Annotated in this window: 22 protein-coding genes; 3 read left to right on the top strand and 19 right to left on the bottom strand. The window is 49.9% G+C overall.

Annotation, left to right across the window (positions count from 1 at the left end; genetic code table 11):
* Nucleotides 1–231: 231 nt before the first annotated feature.
* From CHI14_RS20770 to lspA, 4 genes are all read right to left on the bottom strand, one after another.
* Nucleotides 232–1,059 (bottom strand): carbohydrate ABC transporter permease, encoded by an 828-nt coding sequence (locus CHI14_RS20770; RefSeq protein WP_095290886.1) that lies wholly within the window; start codon nucleotides 1,057–1,059, stop codon nucleotides 232–234.
* Entirely contained in the window at nucleotides 1,059–1,925 is an 867-nt protein-coding gene (locus tag CHI14_RS20765) for a carbohydrate ABC transporter permease (RefSeq protein ID WP_095290884.1), read from the bottom strand. Before CHI14_RS20765 ends, CHI14_RS20770 begins: the two co-directional genes overlap by 1 nt.
* Before the next feature lie 24 nt (nucleotides 1,926–1,949).
* The gene (locus tag CHI14_RS20760; RefSeq protein ID WP_481856439.1) at nucleotides 1,950–3,137 is read right to left on the bottom strand and encodes an ABC transporter substrate-binding protein; all 1,188 of its coding nucleotides are present in this window, start codon (nucleotides 3,135–3,137) and stop codon (nucleotides 1,950–1,952) included.
* A 315-nt stretch (nucleotides 3,138–3,452) separates the two neighbouring features.
* Complete coding sequence (gene lspA / locus CHI14_RS20755; RefSeq protein WP_095290883.1) at nucleotides 3,453–3,944, bottom strand: signal peptidase II; 492 nt, start codon at nucleotides 3,942–3,944, stop codon at nucleotides 3,453–3,455.
* A gap of 243 nt (nucleotides 3,945–4,187) precedes the next feature.
* On the opposite strand from lspA, the gene CHI14_RS20750 reads away from it, so the two are divergent.
* On the top strand, nucleotides 4,188–4,655 hold the full coding sequence (locus CHI14_RS20750; RefSeq protein ID WP_095291263.1) for a heme-degrading domain-containing protein: 468 nt from the start codon (nucleotides 4,188–4,190) through the stop codon (nucleotides 4,653–4,655).
* 75 nt (nucleotides 4,656–4,730) lie between these two features.
* Here the strand turns inward: CHI14_RS20750 and CHI14_RS20745 are convergent, their stop codons facing one another.
* From CHI14_RS20745 to CHI14_RS20680, 15 genes are all read right to left on the bottom strand, one after another.
* Nucleotides 4,731–5,678, bottom strand: coding sequence for a nucleoside hydrolase (locus tag CHI14_RS20745; RefSeq protein ID WP_095290881.1), 948 nt, complete (start codon nucleotides 5,676–5,678; stop codon nucleotides 4,731–4,733).
* 57 nt (nucleotides 5,679–5,735) lie between these two features.
* Entirely contained in the window at nucleotides 5,736–6,140 is a 405-nt protein-coding gene (locus tag CHI14_RS20740; protein ID WP_095290879.1) for a DUF350 domain-containing protein, read from the bottom strand.
* A gap of 15 nt (nucleotides 6,141–6,155) precedes the next feature.
* A complete protein-coding gene (locus tag CHI14_RS20735) occupies nucleotides 6,156–7,472 on the bottom strand; it encodes a glutathionylspermidine synthase family protein (RefSeq protein WP_095290877.1) in 1,317 nt (438 codons plus the stop codon).
* Nucleotides 7,473–7,477: 5 nt separating this feature from the next.
* On the bottom strand, nucleotides 7,478–7,762 hold the full coding sequence (locus CHI14_RS20730; RefSeq protein WP_095290875.1) for a hypothetical protein: 285 nt from the start codon (nucleotides 7,760–7,762) through the stop codon (nucleotides 7,478–7,480).
* Nucleotides 7,762–8,229 carry a hypothetical protein gene (locus CHI14_RS20725; RefSeq protein ID WP_095290874.1) on the bottom strand — a complete coding sequence of 156 codons (468 nt, stop codon included), beginning with the start codon at nucleotides 8,227–8,229 and terminating at the stop codon, nucleotides 7,762–7,764. Before CHI14_RS20725 ends, CHI14_RS20730 begins: the two co-directional genes overlap by 1 nt.
* A 250-nt stretch (nucleotides 8,230–8,479) precedes the next feature.
* The gene (gene abc-f / locus CHI14_RS20720; RefSeq protein ID WP_095290872.1) at nucleotides 8,480–10,405 is read right to left on the bottom strand and encodes a ribosomal protection-like ABC-F family protein; all 1,926 of its coding nucleotides are present in this window, start codon (nucleotides 10,403–10,405) and stop codon (nucleotides 8,480–8,482) included.
* Between the two features lie 97 nt (nucleotides 10,406–10,502).
* Nucleotides 10,503–10,664, bottom strand: a complete 162-nt coding sequence (locus CHI14_RS30150) for a hypothetical protein (protein WP_170948208.1) — start codon at nucleotides 10,662–10,664, stop codon at nucleotides 10,503–10,505.
* Nucleotides 10,665–10,777: 113 nt separating this feature from the next.
* On the bottom strand, nucleotides 10,778–11,062 hold the full coding sequence (locus CHI14_RS20715) for a hypothetical protein (RefSeq protein WP_095290871.1): 285 nt from the start codon (nucleotides 11,060–11,062) through the stop codon (nucleotides 10,778–10,780).
* A 40-nt stretch (nucleotides 11,063–11,102) separates the two neighbouring features.
* Nucleotides 11,103–12,101, bottom strand: coding sequence for a glycosyltransferase (locus CHI14_RS20710; protein ID WP_095290870.1), 999 nt, complete (start codon nucleotides 12,099–12,101; stop codon nucleotides 11,103–11,105).
* A gap of 17 nt (nucleotides 12,102–12,118) precedes the next feature.
* The gene (locus CHI14_RS20705) at nucleotides 12,119–13,084 is read right to left on the bottom strand and encodes a phosphotransferase family protein (RefSeq protein ID WP_141236715.1); all 966 of its coding nucleotides are present in this window, start codon (nucleotides 13,082–13,084) and stop codon (nucleotides 12,119–12,121) included.
* 233 nt (nucleotides 13,085–13,317) lie between these two features.
* Nucleotides 13,318–14,259 (bottom strand): glycoside hydrolase family 113, encoded by a 942-nt coding sequence (locus CHI14_RS20700; RefSeq protein WP_095291261.1) that lies wholly within the window; start codon nucleotides 14,257–14,259, stop codon nucleotides 13,318–13,320.
* A 45-nt stretch (nucleotides 14,260–14,304) separates the two neighbouring features.
* Nucleotides 14,305–15,342: a glycoside hydrolase family 130 protein gene (locus tag CHI14_RS20695; RefSeq protein WP_095290866.1), complete on the bottom strand. Its 1,038-nt coding sequence runs from the start codon at nucleotides 15,340–15,342 to the stop codon at nucleotides 14,305–14,307.
* A 107-nt stretch (nucleotides 15,343–15,449) separates the two neighbouring features.
* Complete coding sequence (locus CHI14_RS20690; protein WP_227779688.1) at nucleotides 15,450–16,289, bottom strand: carbohydrate ABC transporter permease; 840 nt, start codon at nucleotides 16,287–16,289, stop codon at nucleotides 15,450–15,452.
* Nucleotides 16,286–17,173 carry a carbohydrate ABC transporter permease gene (locus CHI14_RS20685; protein ID WP_095290862.1) on the bottom strand — a complete coding sequence of 296 codons (888 nt, stop codon included), beginning with the start codon at nucleotides 17,171–17,173 and terminating at the stop codon, nucleotides 16,286–16,288. Before CHI14_RS20685 ends, CHI14_RS20690 begins: the two co-directional genes overlap by 4 nt.
* 231 nt (nucleotides 17,174–17,404) lie before the next feature.
* Nucleotides 17,405–18,718, bottom strand: coding sequence for an ABC transporter substrate-binding protein (locus CHI14_RS20680; RefSeq protein WP_095290861.1), 1,314 nt, complete (start codon nucleotides 18,716–18,718; stop codon nucleotides 17,405–17,407).
* Between the two features lie 223 nt (nucleotides 18,719–18,941).
* Here CHI14_RS20680 and CHI14_RS20675 point away from each other — a divergent pair, with 223 nt between their 5' ends.
* A complete protein-coding gene (locus tag CHI14_RS20675; protein WP_095290859.1) occupies nucleotides 18,942–20,123 on the top strand; it encodes an AGE family epimerase/isomerase in 1,182 nt (393 codons plus the stop codon).
* 2 nt (nucleotides 20,124–20,125) lie between these two features.
* Nucleotides 20,126–21,310 carry a glycoside hydrolase family 130 protein gene (locus CHI14_RS20670; RefSeq protein ID WP_095290857.1) on the top strand — a complete coding sequence of 395 codons (1,185 nt, stop codon included), beginning with the start codon at nucleotides 20,126–20,128 and terminating at the stop codon, nucleotides 21,308–21,310.
* Nucleotides 21,311–21,335: the final 25 nt, after the last annotated feature.

The following is a 21,335-nucleotide window of genomic DNA, read 5'->3' as shown; positions in this document are numbered from 1 at the left end:
ACTCCCTTGCTCTTGAGATTGAGTACACCGATGCTGGTTTCATTCACTTATTTAATTAAAGCGCTTGCAAAATACGACACTCGCTCTCTTTGTTTAATGATTAAACTAACGAATAAAAAATAGCACAGTTTCCCGGGTTAATCAATCCGTTCGAAATGTTCGGAGTGCGTCCTTGGAATAAAAAAAGAGAGGAGAGGACTCTTAGGTCCGCCCCTCTATACTCACAATGCTTTATTTTACAGAACCTTGAGTTACCCCGTTAATGATCCACTTCTGAGCAAACAGATAGATGATAATCATCGGCAGCAAAGCCAGCAGGTAGGATGCAAATGCCAGGTTAAAGTCGGTATTGAACTGACCCTGGAAGACGTATTGCACCAGCGGTAGTGTGTACTGTGCCGGATCACTGATAATGATGAGCGGCAGCAGGAAGTCATTGTAGGTGGACAGACATGTCAGAATACCAACCGTAGCACTGATCGGTGCCATGAGCGGGAAAATAATTTTCCAGAATGTGCCCCAGGTTGTCGCTCCATCCACAAAAGCTGCCTCCTCCAGTGCCACCGGAATGGACCGGATATATCCGACATACACGAAGACGTTAAAGGCGAGTCCATACACCGTATGTAATAAGGTCAAGCCAAGCAGGTTCGTCATCTCCAGTGAAGATGTCAGTTTGACAATCGGCAGCATGATGATCGGAAACGGAATGAACATCGCACTGACGAAGTAATAGTACAGCCCTTTGAAAAACTTGCGTTTCTCCATATTGCGGGCGATAGCGTAAGCCACCATGGAGTTACTAAGGAGCGTCAAAATGACAGTAGATGCAGTAACGACAGCACTGTTACGGAACGATTGGAAGAAGTTCGTCATGTCGATGGCGCTTGCGAAGTTCTCCCAGTGCAATTGGGTCGGGAAGGCAAATACCGACTGAGCCATTTGCTCCGGATTTTTCAACGCAATCGTAACCGTCATATAGAGCGGAAATAGTATGAATAATGTGCCCAGAATAACGAGCAGCATCACCAGCCAGTTGGTACGTGTACGGCTTCTCATTACAGATCCATCTCCCTTCTTTGCAGGAACCGGATTTGCAGAATCGAAATCACCGCAATAACGATGAAGTAAATAACCGAGTTCGCAGATTGATATGCATATTCGCCGCCTTCAAATCCACCCGTATAGATCAGGTGAGAGATGGATTGTGTCGCTCGGCCGGGTCCACCGTTGGTCAAGGCAACGATCTGATCGAAGACCATCAGAGAGTTTTTCATAGCCAGTACCATATTGATGGTGAAAAATGGGGCAATGAGCGGGAAGGTAATGCTCCAGAATTCACGCCATTTGCCTGCACCGTCGAGGTTGGATGCCTCGTACAGCGTTGTTGGTATTGTTTGCAGACCGGCCAGATACAGAATCGTATTGAGTGCTACCGATTGCCATACGGCCACGATAACGATCCCGATCCATGCCAGGCTTTCGCTACCCAAAATGTTCGTCGACAGGGCATTAATCCCCAGATTTTGTCCCCAAATTGGAAAAACGTTCGAGAACAGGTAGTTAAATATGTAACCTACGATCAATACACTCAGGATGTTCGGAAGGAAGTAAATGCCGCGGAAAAAGTTGCGGAACTTGATCTTGGCATTCAGCCCGAGTGCGATGAGCAGGCTCAGAATATTGGTCAGAATAGTTACCACGATGGCAAACTTGAATGTAAACCAGTAAGCATTGCCTACATTGTCGTCCTGAAACAGGTTGAAATAGTTTTTGAAACCAACGAAATCATAGCTTTTCCCAAACCCGTTATAGTTCGTAAAGGAATAATAAATCCCCTGGAGAGCCGGCAGCGTCATAAACACGAAGAACAATACCACCGCCGGAACCGTCATCCAGTAATAGGGTGCCATACGTTTGTTCATACTCCATCCTCCTTCGGACAAGGCTTAACGCCGGTTCGCTACCTTGTCCCATTCTTTGTCGAGTGTATCCAGATAGTTGTCGATGTCTTTGTTCTGCAAAAAGGACTGTACGATGGAATTCAGCTGCACCGCAGCCGGAATGTAGTGATCGGCAAAATCAATAACTTTGCCCTGCTCGATATAAGGCGTCAGCTCCTGCACCGCAGGGTCGTCCTGCTCCACACCTTCGACTGCTGCAAATAACGTTTGCTCTTCAATGTATTTCCCGATGTTTTCGGGCTCCAGCAGGAATGCAATAAAGGTCTCAGCCTGTTCCCGGTTTGGCGTATCCGCCGAAATCGTAAAAAGGGAGTCGATGCCGTTCACCAGCTTGATCTCACTTGGATCATTTCCGGTCGGGAAAGGGAAGAAGCCGATATCCACATTCGGGTTGGCTTTGCGAATCTCGGAGATCGCCCAGGTTCCCTGGATATACATGAATGCTTCACCGTTGGCAAAAGCCCGGTTACCGTCGGAATAGGCCTTACCGAAGTTATCGCCATGACCGTAATTCATCAGTTCAAGCTGCTTTTCCGCCACCTCGCGGTATTTCTCCTTGAAGGTCACCTTGTTCTCGCGACGATCCAGATAGAAATCAATACCGACCAGGTTGGGTCCTAGTGCATTGAACGGGAGATTGGTCTGCCAGTCATCCTTATAGGTGAAGTAGAACGGAATCTTGCCCGCATCCTTGATCTTTTGGGCGGTAGCAATCAGCTCGTCCCATGTCTTGGGAACATCCAGTCCCATTTCCTTAAACAACGTTTTGTTGTACATGATGCCGTTTGCATTAGTTGCGTAAGGAATACCGGTCACTTCCTCCATACCCGTGACATCCTTCAGCATTTGTATGTAATTCGGATCAATGGTCTTGGTCAGCGAGCTGTCCGTCAGATCAGCAAAAATTTCACTTTGGGCCAAAATCGAATATGTATCGGTTGCACCCATGGCCATAATGTCGGGCACATCGTTCTTCACGACGCGGGTCTTCAACACGGTCTCCGCATCGGGCGGATTCACCTGAGTGACCTGTATATCGGAATGCTCCGCATTGAAAGTTTTGATCAGTTCGTCAAAAGTTGCTTTGGCTTCGGGTTTGTTCTGGAAAAATTCGACCTGCACTTTGCCGTTTGCGCTCTCCCCACTTGTACAAGAGGATAGGAGCACAGCCATTATTCCACACAGCAGCATTGTCCCGAGTGCCTTGGTAAGCGATGTTCTCATGTTGTACCTCCCTCAGCGTTATATACGTAAAGATTTACCCATTAAACTGGTGAAATAACCATATGGTTAATCCTTTCACCTTATCCACCATACAGAATGGCGTTATTCAACCCTTTTCTATTTCTAAAACGGTTTCGGTTAAAATGAATCATGGGTGTATTTTCCAGATTGTACGGCTGTATAACAAAAAGAAGGACATCGGCCTATATCCGATGTCCTTCTTTTTTCCATTGTGCGTGATTGCAACACTTGATTAATATCGTATTACCAACGTTCAACTTTGGGCAAGGCATTGCGTGATCGCTTGGCCCGGTAGCTCTTCAATGCACGGATTAACATTCCGATCACCAAGAGTATCACCCCAATGTTAATTGCTACATCAGCCAGGTTGAGAATGCCCCGCCCAGATGGAAATACTAGAAAATCCGTTACTTTTGCAAATACAAAACGGTCGATTGCATTTCCCAAGGCTCCACCGACCATGAAGCCTGCTCCTGCCTGCATCCAGAAACCGCGAATTTCACCTTTTCTTCGATAATACAGAATGCCGGCAATGAACAGGATGGCGACAACGCCGAACAGACGCGCATTTCCCTGAAACATGCTTCCCGCCATCCCGCTGTTCTCATAGTGCTGCAGCTGCATGCCCGAGTCACCGAGTCTCATCATGTCCCCGACTTCCATATACATTCTCACGGCCATCTTGGTTCCCTGATCCACCAGCGTAACCAGCAGTGCTATAAAATAAAACAGCATATTGCCTCTCCTCCTGCCCAACTCGTTTTGCTCTATCCTATGTAAACCTGTGGAATGTCCAAAGTTACGTTTCCTTCACTTTACCACAGCTAAAGTCATGTCTCCAAATGGACTGTTGTGGAAATGCAGGGCAGAAGGCAAAACCATAACCCAACCGGAGCTCGGAAGGGACCACCCTATCTTACGTCGAATGTAGACATAAACTACACATGTAAAGGGGCTGTCTGTAAATTGAATCTAACGATGACAGAGAGACTTAAGGAAATGCAGCAGGAAGAAAAGGATTTGGTATTTCGTACGTTCGACTCTGAACTGGCACTAAAGCTTGGAATCCATCTGATCGAGGAGGCAAAAAGCCGTTCACAGGCCGTAACCATCGACATTACCCTCCGTGGACACCGCCTTTTCCTGCATGCCATGGAAGGCACCCACCCGGACAATGAGGATTGGATCCGGCGTAAAAACAACGTGGTAAACCACTTCTCCTCCAGCTCATGGCATACCGCCCTGCGTCTGCGCAGTGAGGATAAAACGCTCGAGCAGGATTTCAGCCTGCCTTCCTCAGACTTCGTACTGGCTGGTGGTGCCTTTCCATTGATTGTGGAGGGTCAGGGACAGGTTGGCACAATTACGGTATCGGGTCTGCCCGATGAAGAAGACCACGACCTGGTCACCACCGGAATCCGTTCATTTTTGCTGCAGCAAGGCTAACGAAATGTAACAAGAAAAGCCCACCTGGTCCTTGCGGACCCAAGTGGGCTTGCCGTGTTTAGATCATTCCTTGGTTCATTGAATAGCCGACAAAACATCCAACAGCATGGATTTAAACTTCGGCCGATCGATGGCTTCACATACGCGCACGTTAGGTTCTTTGCCGAAACGTCCGTTGATATCCACTACGCTGTATCCACGCGTCAGTTCTCCTGCGGCTTCCACATCCACGTAATATTGACCAGACTTCGTCATCAGCGATTCGTCTGCTGCTACCGCCATCAGCAGTGTATCCGGGTGTGTGGTGCCATTCAGCTTATGTACTGACTTGTTGAACTGCATAACCACTCTGTTGATCGCTGTGAAGAAATCGGCTCCGGATGTTCCGAGCGCTGCAATTTCTGCATGGTCGTCATCATCCATAACGGAATATTGGGTACACATCTCCCAGCCAACCATCGTGGTTGGAATGCCGGCATGCAGGACAATTTTGGCAGCTTCAGGGTCAACGTAGAAGTTGTACTCCGCCGCTGGCGTAATATTGCCCAGTGCATTATTCGTACCGCCCATGATGTAGAGATGAGCAATCTCTGGAATAATCGTCGGGTCCTTTTGAATCGCCATCGCAATGTTGGTCAGGGGTGCAATCGCCAGAAGAGAGATCTCTCCCGGATTGGCATGCACTTTCTCAATGATAAAATCAACCGCGTGGCTGCTTTCGGGACGCTGATCTGCCTTGGGGAAATGCGCGCCGCCCATGCCGTCGTCACCATGCACATCTTCCACTGTGCGGTGCTGCGCCTGCCCGTAGGCCATCAGCGGACGTTCGCACCCTTTGTACACTGGGACCTTGCCGCCATGTCCAGCAACCTGTACGGTGTACAGAGCATTTTCAACCTCTTGGTCAAACTGGACGTTACCCCCCGTAATCGTGATGCCTTCCACTTGGAAGTGGTGCAGTGCTGTCAGGATCGCAATTGTATCGTCTCCTGCTGTATCTGTATCAATGATGACTTTTCTCATGATGCCGCGCTCCTTCTTCCGTTTAATATTCATTCCACATAAACACTAGGGTACATTTTACATCAAAAACGTACCGATGACGATGGAAACGCCGATGATAATGGAACGCAGCAGCTGTGCTACCGCCAGATTGCCTCTTGCAATCTCATCGCATACACGCATTTTGGGAATCAGGAAATCAAATATAATATAGACCAGACACAGAATAATGATTCCAAGCACAGACCATAACAGCATATCCAGCCATGAATGCGTGGAGAAGGACACCATACCGACAATAATGCACAGTCCCAGCAGCTTGCTGCCCATATACATCCCTGCTGCTTCGTTGCCTTTGGCAATTTCCTCACTATCGTTATACCGGGTCAGCTTGCTAAAAGCGAAATACCCACATACCAATACCACCAGCAGAATGCCGACACCCACCGCTACATTCAGCAGGTTCAATCCCAAATTATCCATTTCTACTCCTCCTCATCATCCAATACGTTCATTGACCGCAGCCGCACAATAATAGGCCATATCTCCGGTCACTTTCTCCCCGATTCGGGGCAGTACACCGGCGAAACGCCCACCTATGACAAACACGCCCGTCAGCAGATAGCCGCTATATTCCCCATCCTCTGTCAGAATGCTCGCCTGTTCCATCGGAACCAGCTGCTGATAAATCTTCGGTTGGTTGTTATAATACGCAGCGATTTCTTCATCTTCGTCCTGGCCTGCTCCTGATGCGTTACTCTCCGTTCCTTCACCCAACAGCAGTGTGCCTCGTCCCTCACGGCCCCAATAGCTTTTCTCAACATAGGGAGTAGACTCCAGTTCAAAGGGTCCTGCTTCAAAATAAGTGGGCAACAGATACCGCGAAATGGACTCAAGCTCCGCATCCGTAAACAACCGAAAACCGCAGTACTCTGGTGTCTGTTCATTGCGCTCATACAGTGACCAGATCGCAGCCATGAAGCCTTTGCTCTGCATCAGGACATGCTGTACGGGGTTCATCAGCCCAAGCCGGCCTTCCTGTACCAGTGCAAGCAGTGCTGCACCGATGTCCACACCTGTTGTCTCATCCCGATCATCAACGAGATACTCCAGCGGATACAGACGATACAGCAGCTGAATCTCGTGCCCATCATGATACAGTGATTCTCCGGGAACAATCTCAAGCTCCTCCAGAGGAGCATAACGCACCTCATATCCAGCCTCCTGGCAGCGTCTCATCAGATATTCCGTATTGGTCCGATCCTCCACATGCTCACCAAATGAAGTAAAAGTCACTGGTCCTCGCAGACCTTGCTCGGCATAAGACTCCAGCCACCCGCGGAAGCATTCCCGGATGCAGGCATCCATGTCTGCTGATGGCGCCCTGAAGTCATCACGTTCGGCCATGCCCACCATAATGCGCTCCAGCACCGCAGCTTCGGGTATGCCCGTAGGCGTGTCGGTATTGTTTTCGATACACTTGAACCCCGCCTCGCCGATGATCCAGTCCTGACGTGTAATACCACCCGTCACCGTCTCCATCCTTGCTGTCGCAATGAGCCCTGGATGAATACCCAGCTGCTGCTCCAGAAAGCTATCCGGCATGTACTGCTGGATAAACCGCATGACTTTGCTGTATATTCCATCAACCTGTGCAGCGGCATGCTGCAATTCCTTCATTTCGTAAGGCGTATACAGGGTTAGTGAGGGTACACAATATTGCTTGCCATACATCCGGTGATACGGAACATGCTGCCCTGCTTCGCCCGCAAACACCTCTTCGTGACCATATGGCAGTGAGTGGATATGCCTCATACCCCTTAACCTCCCGAACTGCGGAAGAAGCTGCCAAACCCGCTCGATTTGGACTTCGAGCTACTATACGAGCTGCTCTTGCTGCTACTGCTGCCGCCACCGTATGAACCGCCATAATAATAATGCCCACTGCTGGAATCATACTCACATCCGGTGTCGTAATCCGGGTCGCACTCGTCATTGCTGCCGCAGCCCGACAATACCGCAGGTACAGCCAGCATCAGGGAAAAGGCAACCAGCTTCGCCTTTGACCCGGGTTTCGATGAATGGTGCCGCTCTTCTTCTGTCATTACAGGTCTACCTCCTTCATAAAAAACAACACTTTCCGGCGATCCGCATCCAGCACCGAATACACGAATTCATACGTCGTTCCGTTACGAACCATATAATGGTCCAGCAGACGCTCGGCGAGTTCCATCGTGTACGAGGACGAGTCTGCGAGTTCCAACTCCTGAAATGCCTTTCCATTCCACAGCATGTACTCTGCGCTGTACATCGAGGACATTTTGCACATGGCCAGTGCAGCGTCCGCAATCGCTGTACCGTAATCTGCCGGCATCTGGCTGTCGTACGCAGTCACATAGATGGCATGATCCCGCAGATCCTCGCACTCGTTGGACAGGTGGGCCCATAATTTGTTTTTCATCAGGGTTGCATCCACCAGTTTGCGCATAAACAGTTCATCCCGGGTAACAGATACGTGCTCCAGCTGCCCGGTCTCGGCCTGCCGATCGTCCGACCAGCTTCGATAAGTCAATGCGTAATAGATAACGATAACCTCCCTTTTGTGTAGCTCTAAGATGAGCCGCTTCAAAATCATACAAACGTATTTAACGCATGAGAAGGGAAAAAGTTACACTATTCCCTATGACATGTAAATAAGGACATTCGCAATGCACCTTTTGAAGCCTATTGCAGTGCAGGATGACTGTATTCACCATCATGAAAACAAAAAGGCCGGAGACCATTCTCCGACCTTTCATGTTCGTCCTTGCTTTGACGAACGATCATAATTCAGCCCATTGGGCCAATAACTCGTTGTATTCACCCGACAGCTGCTCACGCTCATTCCACAGTTGTTCCAGTTCCGCAGAGCTTGCCTGCACTTCAAGCTGGTGGTCGAGCTGCTGAATCTGTGCCTCCAGACGAGCCAGCTTCTGTTCCAACTGCTCGGCTGACCGTCGTTTCCCCGCTCCATTCTCTCCTTGGCGAGAATTACGTTGTTCCTTAGATTCGGCACGCTCACGAGGAAGAGTCGGAATCGGAACGGTATGCTGGGCCGCTTCACCTGCTCGCATTTGCAGTTCAAGCTTTTTCTCCCGATAGGCTTCATAATCCCCGAGGTAGGTGGTCATCTCACCATTCTCCAGCTCCCAGACACGTGAAGCCATACGGTTCACGAAGTAGCGATCATGAGAGATGGCAAGCACCGTGCCTTCAAAGTCAACCAAGGATTCTTCCAGTGCTTCTCTTGAAGCAATGTCCAGGTGGTTGGTTGGCTCATCCAGCAGCAGTACGTTCGGCTTGCGATGCACCAGCAGGGATAACCGTAGACGGGTCCACTCCCCACCAGATAACTGCCCAACCGAGCGGAATACATCTGCCCCATAGAACAGATACCTTGCCAGAATACCACGTGCTTCGCCTTCTTCCACACCTGCCTCCAGGCGGAAATGTTCAAGCACGCTCAGCTTCGGATTGGAAGGCTCCTCCTGCTGTGCCAGATAACCAACATCCACCCTTGCTCCCCATTCAAGCTGACCGGAAGTAGCCTGCTCTTCTCCCAGCAGCAGCTTGAACAATGTGGTCTTGCCTGAGCCATTACGGCCAATCAGGGCAACCTTGTCTCCGAACTCCAGCAGCGCTGAAACGCCGCGCAGAATCGGACGTTTTCCGTAAGCCTTCTCCACCTGATCAATTACCGCTACGCGGCGGCCCGTGCGGTCTGTAGGACGCACATCGAAATCAGCATTGCGCCGCTCCAGCACGGGCCGCTTCACCTGCTCCATCCGCTCCAGTGCCTTCCGCATCGAAGCGGCCCGCCGGAAGAACTTCTCGTTCCCGCCAATGCGTCCCCATTCCTCCAACTGACGGATCGTTTCCTTCATTTTCTTCATGACCTTCTGCTGCTCCTTGAACTCCTCAAATTGCTGCAGCAGCCGTTGTTCCTTCACCTTCATGTATTCCGTATAGCCGCCTGCTGACGTTTGCGCTTCGCCATCCTCCAGCTCCAGTGTTCGGGTCACCACCCGGTCCAGAAAATAACGGTCATGGGAGATCAGCACGATCGTGCCTGTGTACTCCCGAAGATAGCCTTCCAGCCATTCCACCCGCTCCAAATCAAGGTGATTGGTTGGCTCATCCAGCAGCAACAGATCGGGACGGACGATCAGCTGTGAAGCAAGCACGACGCGGGTCTGCTCTCCTCCGGAGAGGGAGCCGAACCTCCAGCCATAGTGTGCTTTGGCAATATCCAGTCCTTCCGCCACCTGATCAATCCGTGCGTCCATCTCATACCCGCCCTCACGTTCAAACTGTTCCTGCAGTGCGGCATATCGTTTCAGCAAACGTTCCAATTGGTCTGGATCTGCTGCATAGTCCGGGTCAGACATCTGCTGCTCCATTTCCTTCATCCGGCTGCGGCACTCCATAAGTGCTTTGAATCCCAGAGCCAGCACGTCCAGTACGGTATAATCATCCAGTCCTTCCGGTACCTGGGCTACATAACCGATCCGTGTATCCTTTTTGATCATCAATTGCCCTTCGTCCGGCTGATTCAGCCGGGCCATCAGGCGCATCAGTGTCGTTTTGCCGCTTCCGTTGCGGCCGATAAGGGCGACTTTGTCCCCTTCCATAATTTCAAAAGTTATGCCGTCCAGCACCAGATGTGCTCCGTGGTATTTAGTCAGTTGTTGCGCGCTAATAATCATCATAATAAGGTTCCTCCTATGGTATGGAAGATCCTGACTGCAACACAAAAAGAGCCGCAGAGGTTAGCTCCGCGGCCCTTCAGAATTCAAGCTTAATCGCTTATCGTCCGAATGAGGTTAAGGCAGGCATCTTCTCGCAATGGTTAACTTCCGTATATTCAAAATTGGACAGACTTCTCCCGTTGTAGCGAAAAGTGTGAACAATGCCAGCCATAGCAATCGGCAGCTGGCTAATACGGTTGTTAAGCATCTCGTGATTCACCTGTCTTCACCTCCCTTGTCATAATTAATGCCAATATATCACAGACGATTGCATCTCTGCAACCATGTCATGCGCCTAGCATCAATTCCGTGGCTCTTTTCCCCAAGACCTGATCATTTCCTTCTCCGACGCTGCAGCACCAGAGCCGTAATGGCGACCGTGATCAACGTCAATAAGCCCGATGTACCCAGAGCTGCACCAAGCAGTGCATATCCGATACCGTTCCATCCACCAATATCGATGCTGATCATGATTACAATAGCCCCTCCGAGCAAAGTCACACAAGGCAGGATGGACTGAACCCATGTCATTCGGCGGCCCTGGATCCGGTACACAAGCCATTCCATTAACAGCTGTACTGCCCACATGCCAAGCGTCCAAAGAATAACGATATCCACAAAATCCTCTCCTCACAGTTGGAGTTTGCTACTCATCAGCTTATTTCAACCAATCTGCAAAAAACGTCCGGTACCCTTCCTTCATAATTGTGCGCGAAAAGGCTCCAAACGCATACTCACGGTTGTCCTCCGATACATTGCGCGGTGCAGCAGCAGCCATATTCACCAGCTCAAACCAGTTATCCTCATTGCCTGCAAAGGCATGTGTAGAACGAATATGGCCGTAGCACGCATGCTCAGGCTTCACGATCATTTTGCCCATAGCCATCGCTTCCGTCAGGGGCATCGCAAATGTATCAAACGCAGAGCAGCTCCAATATACCTTGGCAGAGTTCATCAGAGTAAAGACTTCATCCTGGGTCAATGCAAACTGAAGTTTCACATTGTCCGGTATGTCATACTTCTTCATGCTCTCCTCATAACGCCATCCGCCAAATACCATGTACACGTCCTTGTCCGGGTTCTGCCGGGCATATTCCAGCACCAGATCCGGGCGACGATTCGCTTCATCCCGGCCGATCCAGAGCACGCGGTTGTGCACGACCTGACTTGGGTCATAATGGCGGTGTGCCAGCTCCTCATTGAAGCCGATCGGAATCACGCTCACGTCATGTACGCCGAAGTTGCGTCCGAGTTCTGTTTTCAAAAACTCCGTCTGCACAATGGCTTTATCCACCATGCTATAGAATGGCTTCATCATCTCATACCCTGTCAGTGCCGGGTCAGGGAAGCTGTGCGGAAACAGCACACTTTTGGGCAAAAACATCTTCAAAAATGTAAACCCGGATACCGTGTAGATGACATGCTCTATATTTTGGCTATAAATCTGGTCCAGCACGATATCGTAGTTCACCAGATCCCCCTTCTCGTGTTCATAACCGGGCAGCCAGTCATACCCGCTCACATGGCGCTCCGGCGATATAAACACAATATCTACCCCAAGCTCCAGACCGATCTGCTTCAGCCGATCAGCAAATACGCGTGGTCCCTGCGCCTCGGTGAATTGAATTTTGCGCATAACGAGTCCTACTTTACGCATGTTCTGCCCCCTCATGTCTATTCGGTAAATAGCTGGTTCATGCACTGTTCCAGCGTGGTTGCCGTCTCATTCCATTGATTGCGCAGCTGCTCCTCCGGCCATACGCAGTCTGCCTTCTGCAGATCCGAATCAATCAAGCGCAGCATCCAGAGCGAGAATACAACGGCATACGCGGCATACCATCTTCGAAAAGAAATTCTCTCGGTCCGCTGCCCGCGCTGCTCCAGCTCGTCCAGATACGTCTGAATGATCCGCTCCCGAAGCTGTGGTGTAACATGTCTCGGAAACAGCGGATGAGACAGATCCACCAGATGATATACATCCCAGAGGGGCGTATTCAGATGGGCATGTTCCCAATCGATAATGACAAGTCTGCCATTCACATCGGCCATATTGCCGGGATGCAGATCCCCGTGACACAGGACAAGCGGAAGTTTTTTGTCAGCTGTTTGAATAAGCGCCCTGATCTCGTCCCAATCGGATGCATTGAGCGTCACTCCCAGCTTGGACAGCAATTCATCCGTTGATTCCTGGGCATCCCGGAGTTCCTGCAGCATGTTCCCAATGGACGGCTTCTGGCCCACACGGGGCAGCTCGTCCCATTGGGGTGCCCAGAGCGTGTGCCATTCCGCCATATGTACAGCTGCAGACAGCAATGTATCTTCCTGCAAATCATGCACAAGCGGCCCAAGGTCCTCGTAGATCAGCCAGCTCTGTTCCGGAGCAATGGCTTCGTCTGAGGAATCTATTAGCTTCGGGTAGATGGAGGGCAGTAAGGACAGTACATGCATGGATATCCACCGTTCACGCCCATGCTGCCCCAGATTCGTGAGTGGTTTGAAAATGTAACTCTCTCCGCTGTGGACCGTAAATCGCTCCACATACCTGGCGTTCATGCCCTTATAGAGCGGTTCCCGGCTGGTTATAGCCTGTTCGTTCAGGGTCCCTTCAGCCGTGACCCAGCCATGTGCATGTTTGTTCATGATCAACACCGTCCATTCGTCTTTCCGTACCTGCTCATTGATATGTTCTATCCATCATACGTTGCTGCGCACATGCCCGCAAGCGTGAAACGAAGTACTCTCGCCCAAGGAAAACAAAAAAAGACGCACATGAGGATAATCCACGATTATCTGCATGTACGCCGTCTTCTTCGTCATTGCTCGCTCTGCTTCATCATCAATGTTGCTGTTCGGAATTCCTATAGCCAGAGATGCTAAACTTCGACCGACAACCTTTCATAGAAACGACGAATAACACGCTCCGCCGGTTTACCATACACGCCGTAACCATCATCGGTCAGGGCATTCTTTTCCTGATATAGGTTCGCACTCCAGTCCCATAGACCGAATCCGCGTACCCATTCCCGCTGGCTGGCATGCCGGAACATGGCTTCGTAGAAACGCTCCTGTTCTTCGGCACTCACTTCGCCCTCAAGCCCCCAATCGTTCGGCACCTGTGCCGATCCACTGCGGCTGGGACAGCCTGCTTCAGCGAAGAAAAAGGGTTTCTTGTAGGGTGCAATCTCCTGTTCAATACGGTCCAGCTGCGCTTCCCAGTCTCCGATGGGATAATATCCGCTCGATGAGATCACATCCACTGCATCCCACCATGTCACATGACCTTCCTGATACTTGTCCGTATTGTATGACACAAGTCCGGAGTACACCTTACGTACAGCCGCAATCACCTCGCGCCATTCCGCACTACGACGTTCGGACTGTACCATCTCGCAGCCAACGATAAACATCTCGCAATTCTCCTGCTCCGCAATGGCTGCATAGTGCTTCTGATAAGCGGCATAACTGCGGAACCAGTCCTTCCACTTCGGCTCACACGGCACATCAATATCAAAAAAGTTAATGTGTGCGCGCCACGTGCCATCGGTGCAATTAACGGTTGGTTTCAAAATCACGCGCAGCCCAAGGGTGCGGGCGTAACGAATCATGTCCAGCAATTCGTCATCCTCCACCATATGCTCTCCCCGATACTTCACTTCCACCGCCTGCGGGTGGTCTTGGAGTGCCGCCAGCGCAAAGATGACATGTGAACTGCCCGTTCGTTCAGCCATCAGGCGCAGAGACTCTTTGGCTTCCGGTTTACGGAATTCCCCTCTGCCGCTCATCCAGCCAAATGTAAATCCCTTAATGTACTCCATATGCATTGCCTTGTAGAACCCCTTTCAATCTATAGAAATGTTCAATTACAGCTTGCCTTCCTCACGGTCTCCCGCGATAACTTCGTCCGTCTCAATGACGTAATTTACGATCTCTTCCACGGTGGTATACGCCACGCCAACATACGTATCCGCAGCTCCATAATAGATGGCGATCTGTCCTGTCTCCGCATCATGCAGTGTGGCGCATGGGAAGATGACATTGTCCACAAAGCCTTGCTCCTCATACCATTTCTCAGGCGTCAGCACGAAATTGGAGGAACGATATTTTACTCTCGATGGCTCATCCAGATCCAGAATGACTGCACCCATGCTGTATACAAAACCGTTGCACGTTCCGGTGACACCATGGTAGAACATCAGCCAGCCTTCAGATGTTTCAATCGGAGCAGGACCGCCGCCAATCTTGACCGATTGCCACCAGCCCTGACCGCCTTTGCTCATGACATGGCGATGCTTGCCCCAGTACACAAGATCCGGACTTTCACTCAGGAAAATGTCGCCAAATGGTGTGTGGCCGCTGTCACTCGGTCTGGACAGCATGACATAGTTATCATTGATTTTGCGTGGAAACAACACACCATTGCGGTTGAACGGCAGCATCGGGTTTTCAAGGCGCACAAACGTTTTGAAATCATCCGTTTGGGCCAAGCCCAGCGCTGCACCGTAGAAATCAGTACACCAGATGATATAATACGTGTCTTCCACCTTCACCAGACGCGGGTCGTACGCATAGTTCGGCATAAAGGGATCACCATTCTCATCCACAAAAGGAATGCGCTCCTCTTCAATGGTCCATGTAAGACCGTCTTCACTCGAACCCATATGCAGGTGCGGACGGCCATTAATCGTTTCGGCGCGGAACACACCAATGAACTTTCCTTCATAAGGAACAACGGCACTGTTAAAAATACGGGCAACTCCTTTGACCGGGTTACGCGGCACGACCGGATTGGCTGAATGTCTCCAGACGGGCCCTTCTGTCCCCTCCGGTTTATCCTCCCAAGGCATATTGGGTAAGGCATCTCCAACAATGTGTACGTTTTTCGGTTTAACAACTGTCATCGTTTCATTTCTCCCTTCGGTGATAAAGGCGACTATGTTTCTCCAGGTTTTTACTGCCCTCTCCGTTCCTGTGCATGTTCATATCCATTTCATGCAACCTTCGCCTCTTATTTCACAGAGCCTTGTGCGAAGCCGTTGTAAATGTACTTCTGTAATAGCAGGAAGATGATCATCGTTGGAATGATGGCAATCATAATGCCTGCACTGATAACCTCCCACTGGGAACCGAATGGCCCCTTGAATTTGAACAAGGCAGTAGATATGACCTGCAAATCGGTCTTTGGCATGTATAGAAACGGTGTGTAGAAATCGTTGTAGATGTTGACCCCTTTTACGATAATGACCGTAACAATCGCCGGTTTCAGCAAGGGCAAAATAATTTTCCAGTAGATTGTGAAGTAGGAGGCCCCATCCAGCATGGCGGATTCATCGAGTGCATTGGAGATGGAACCCAGGAACTGGAGGAAAATATACACGGCAATGATATCTGTCCCCAGATACATTACAATGGCTGCCCAGCGGGTGTTGAACAGATCCAGGGCGTTAATAATCTGGAATGTGGCTACCTGTGTCGTGACACTCGGAATCAGGGTAGCGAGCAGGAACGCAGCAACCATGATTTTTTTACCTTTAAACTTGAATCGATCCAGCACGTAAGCGATCATGGAGCCCGTTAAAGTCGCACCCACGATGGAAATGATCAGGATAATAATCGTATTTTTGAAACCAACCAGCATGTTGCCGTCCACAAAAGCCTTGGTATAGTTCGCAAAGTTCAGCCAGTTGGCTGGCGGGGCAAGCGGACTGCTCGTTGCATATTCGGCGTTGGTCTTAAGCGATGCAAACAACACCACAACGATGGGTACAAGCGCAATGAACGCGGCAAGAATAAGTGAGGCATATTTGAATAGGCTCGCAAGGGTGTATTTGAGTTGATGCACGTTCATTCCTCCCCTTTCATGGTCACACGCTGAACGAGCGTAACGAGAATGACGATGAACAGCAGCACAACAGCCATTGCCGATGCCAAGCCCAGTTTGCCGTACTTAAATGCCAAGTGGACGGTCTGGATGACAAAGGTCTCACTTCCGTTGGAGCCGTCGGTCATAATGTATGGAATATCGAACGCACTGATTGCGCCGCTAATCGCCAAGATCAGGTTGAGCTGCAGGATACGTGTAATACTCGGCAGGATGATATGGCGGAACTGCTGCCAGCGATTGGCCCCGTCAATATCCGAAGCTTCATAGACATCCTTTTGAATGGAAGAGATCGCACCCAGGAAGATGATGAAGTTGAAGCCCATGTATCTCCATACGGATGCACCTGCGAGTGACACGTTAATAATGTTCGGATTCCCCAGCCAGAGCTGGGTATACTGCCCAAGTCCAACCGCCTGCATGAGGGTATCGAGGGTACCGTCCGGTTTGAAGAAAAAGAGGAAGATAAATCCGATCGCTACGCCATTCAGCAGATAGGGGAAGAACAATATCCCTTTGAAAAAGTTTTTGCCTCGAATTTTGAAACTCAGGATTGTTGCAAAGTATAGGGCCAGGCCCATCTGTATGAACGTGGCAGCAAAATAGTAGAGACTGACAATAAACACTTTGAAATATTCAGGGTCACTGAAGATCCGCGTGTAGTTCTCAAACCCAACATAGTCGAATCTTTTGCTGTACCCGTTCCAGTCGGTGAAGCTGTATTTGAACATGTTAATGACAGGTAAATAAGCAAACGTGAACAGCAGTGCCAACGGAATAATTGAGAAGGCACAGATGATAAATATGCGCTGCGCTGAATAACCCCAATTCGAAATCTTTAAGTATTTCATGCTCTCCACACCTCCAAGCGGTTCTGCCGCTTTTATATCGAAAGACTCCCGCCCATTACGCTGATAAATACACTACTGAAGATGGCATTTCACATCCGTTAAACAGATGCAAAATGCCTTGATGAAAAGGGAAACCCTTCTTCCTTCAGTCCGTGTGCGATGCCTCGCTGTATGTCAACGGTGGTCAGACGTACGTATTGCAGTGACAACGATGCATCTGCTGTAAACTGCTTACTTCGTGAGTTCTGCCCGCGCTTTCACCCATTTGTCATTCAGATCCTTCATGATGTCGTCATACGATTCGCTGCGGTTACCGATGGCTGCTTCAATAATGCGTTTTTTGAAGTCCGGCTGCCAGAGGCCGATCTCACCTTCATTGTCGATTTTATCAACCAAGCCTTCCTGTCCTTCTTTGGCAGGGGTTAATGTGGAGAATGTAACGTCCTTGTATTGATCCAAAATGGGTGGCAGCTCCGCATTTTTGTCTGCGCTCATGCCTCCGCCCTGCTCAACTGCATAGTTGGATTTCGCGAGGAACCAGTCGATCCATGCTTTCGCAGCAGGCTTGTTCTCGCTATTCACGTTCATGCCGATGTTATAGTCTGCGGCGAGCGGAACGACGACCTCACTTGCATTTGTAGGGAATGGCAAGAATCCGATATTATCCGGTGTATCCGTCAAGCCCTGGATTTGCGTAATCGCCCATGATCCAAGTGCCATCGTTGCAATTTTGCCGTTCGCAAGGTCAGCCTTGGAGCTTTCCCAATCGGTTGTGGTTGGATCCTTCTCGATCAGGCCATTCTTAGCAGCGTCGTACAGCACTTTGTACAATTCATAATGCGGCTTGCCGGCCACAAAGTTCTCATCCGTATTCGGCTGATCAATGTTAACGTAGTCCACGCTGCCTGCAACCGTCGCCAGATCGGATTCCCACTGCGTCAAAGCCCAACCGGACGCATAGTTGGTGTACAGAGGAATTGCATCCGTATTGTCTTTCACAAGTTGGAGAGCTGCCTGGAACTGCTCAGGTGTCTTGGGCACTTCTGTAATGCCGGCATCCTTGAATACCTGCTTGTTATAGATAATTCCAGAGAATGTGATGACGGTAGGGATACCATATACCTGGCCATCAACCATACGTTCTTCAATCCCTGTGTACTTGTCTTTCAACTCGTCATACGTACCCAGCGGTTCAAAAAAGTCCGGGATATCGGCGATAGGTACGCTGGTCGGAATCATCAGCACGTCACCATAGTCTTTGGTACTCATCCGGATTTTCACTTGGCCCTCATAATCGGCCAGTGACTGGAAGTTAACTTTGACATCCGGATACTCCTTGTTAAATGCTGCTGCGTAATCCTTGAACACGGTATCCACAATATCCGTACGCTGTGTCAAAACGGTAATTTCACCTTTGATATCCGCAGGATCTGTGCTGATTTCCTCCCCTGCCTGTGAAGATTCGCCTCCGGAAGAACAAGCTGCGAGTAGCGAAGTAATGAGCAGCATGGTAAGCAGAAGCATCCAGCCTTTGTTTTTCTTCAATCGATTCGACCCCTTTGCTAAGTTAATTTAAGTTATCGTTAAGGTTACAAAATGGATTTTATTATGGTAACGCTTACCTGTCAATTAAATTATTTATTACTTAACAAAAGTTTTTTCTCAAACGATTCGTTGACAACGTCTATATCCGAATCTAATATTATTAAATAAAGTTACCGATAACTTAACTTAAACTTGATCCTGTAATTCGAAGGGGCGCTTACTTATGACGAACAGCAGTGACATCCGGACTGAAATAAAAGAACACTGGGAAGGACATATTTTGCCATTTTGGTCTGCCCTCAAGGACAATACCCACGGAGGATTCTATGGTTGGGTTGCCAATGATCTTCAGGTCGACCCTCTCGCTCCCAAAGGCGGAATCGCCACGGCACGACAGCTGTGGTCTTTTGCAGCAGCTTACCGGGTAACCGGAAATAAAATCTGGCGTGATCACGCAGAACACGCCTACCGTTTTCTGGCGGACCATGTCCTTGATACGGAATATGGCGGCATGTATTGGATGGTGGATGCCGAGGGAGCTCCACTCGATACAAGTAAACATGTGTATACGCAATCCTTCGGGGTGTATTCACTGAGCGAGTACTACCGTGCTACTGGGGATGCCTCTGCTTTGGAACTTGCAAAAACGCTTTTTGCTCTGATTGAGGATAAAGGCCTGAATGCAGAATTACCTGCGTATAAGGAACAATTCGACCGCTTCTGGAATGAACAGCCGAATGAAATGCTGAGCGAGAACGGTGTGATTGCGGATTATACGATGAATACACATATCCATGTGCTGGAGGCCTACACCACCCTCTACCGAGTATGGCCGGTTCAGCAGGTGAGAGCGGCGCTAGAACGCCTGCTCGGCATCTTGTATGAACGGGTGTATGACAAGAACACGAAGTTTCTCGGGGTCTTTTTCAACAAGGCATGGGAATCCATTATCGATCTGCAATCCTTCGGGCATGACATTGAAGCCAGCTGGCTAATTGACGACGCGTTGAGAGTGCTGGGGCTGGATCAACATCCGGAGTACTCCGCGATGGTGACGGATATTGCCTATAACATCTCCAAAGTGGCTGTACAGGCCGACGGCTCTCTGATGAACGAACAAGAGGGAACTCATGTGGATGAGAAACGGATATGGTGGGTGCAGGCAGAGGCAATGGTCGGCTTCTATAACGCCTATCAGCGTACTGGCGACACTATGTTTCTGGAGAGAGTGAACCGCTTGTGGGCATATACGACGGAACATATTATCGATCGCCGTGCTGGCGGGGAATGGTACTGGTCGGTAGACGGAGACGGCGTTCCGGATCAGAGTGAAATTGCCGGACCATGGAAATGCCCGTATCACAATAGCAGGTTTTGTATTGAACTAATTGAGAGGATGGGATAACGATGATACACCCAAAGTATAAGGAGTTACTGGAGCAACAGGAGCAGCTGCTTACACGCCAAAATGAGATTGATCCTGCATTCTACAACGGTGTATATGATCGGTATCGTTATCCGGTGTTTACTCGCCATCACGTGCCGCTCCACTGGAGATTCGATCTGGACGATACGACCAACCCCCATTTCATGGAGCGTCTGGGTATTAACGCTACGCTTAATCCGGGGGCCATCTACTTCAATGGCAAATACGTGATGGTCATCCGAACCGAAGGGTTGGACCGCAAATCGATCTTTGCTCTCGCTGAGAGCGACAACGGCATCGACGGATTTCGCTTCACGGGCAAGCCATTAGTGTGGGAAGACATCGATGCAGAAGAGACCAACCAGTATGATATGCGACTCGTTCAGCATGAAGATGGCTGGATCTACGGAATATACTGCTCTGAGCGCAAAGACCCCGAAGCTCCGGCATTTGATACGTCCAGCGCGGTGGCACAGGCAGGTCTTGTGCGCACACGCGATCTGGTTAGCTGGGAGCGACTGCCCAACATTACGACAGGCTCACCACAACAGCGGAATGTGGTTCTGCACCCGGAGTTTGTCGATGGCAAATATGCATTTTACACTCGCCCACAGGACGGATTCATCTCCACCGGCAGCGGCGGCGGAATCGCCTTTGGGCTATGTGATGATATTCTGAATCCGGTTATTGCCAAGGAAACCATCATCGATGAACGCAAATATCATACGGTATACGAAGTGAAAAACGGCCAGGGACCTGCCCCGCTCAAGACAGATCGCGGCTGGATTCACATTGCGCACGGGGTACGCAACACGGCGGCGGGTCTGCGTTATGTACTGTACACATTCGCCACGGATCTGAATGATCCGGCACGAATCATCGCCAAGCCGGGCGGGCATTTCATTGCACCTTATGACGACGAGCGTGTAGGCGATGTATCCAATGTTATTTTTTGCAACGGTGCGGTGGTTAATGAACAGGGTAAAGTCTTCATTTATTACGCATCCAGCGATACCCGCTGTCATGTGGCCACCACGACGCTGGATAAACTGGTTGATTACACCTTCAACACCCCGGCCGATCCGTATCGTTCCCTGGATTGTGCCAGCCAGCGTGGTGATCTGATCGAACGGAACTTGGAACTTTTGCAAAAACAATCGGTTTAATATGAAGACCAGCCTTCAACCCAAA

It is taken from the genome of Paenibacillus sp. 7516, assembly GCF_002272715.1.
Classification (GTDB): domain Bacteria; phylum Bacillota; class Bacilli; order Paenibacillales; family Paenibacillaceae; genus Paenibacillus; species Paenibacillus illinoisensis_A.
The sequence above is the reverse complement of the archived record's forward strand: the minus strand, read 5'-3'. Positions and strand labels throughout refer to the sequence as shown.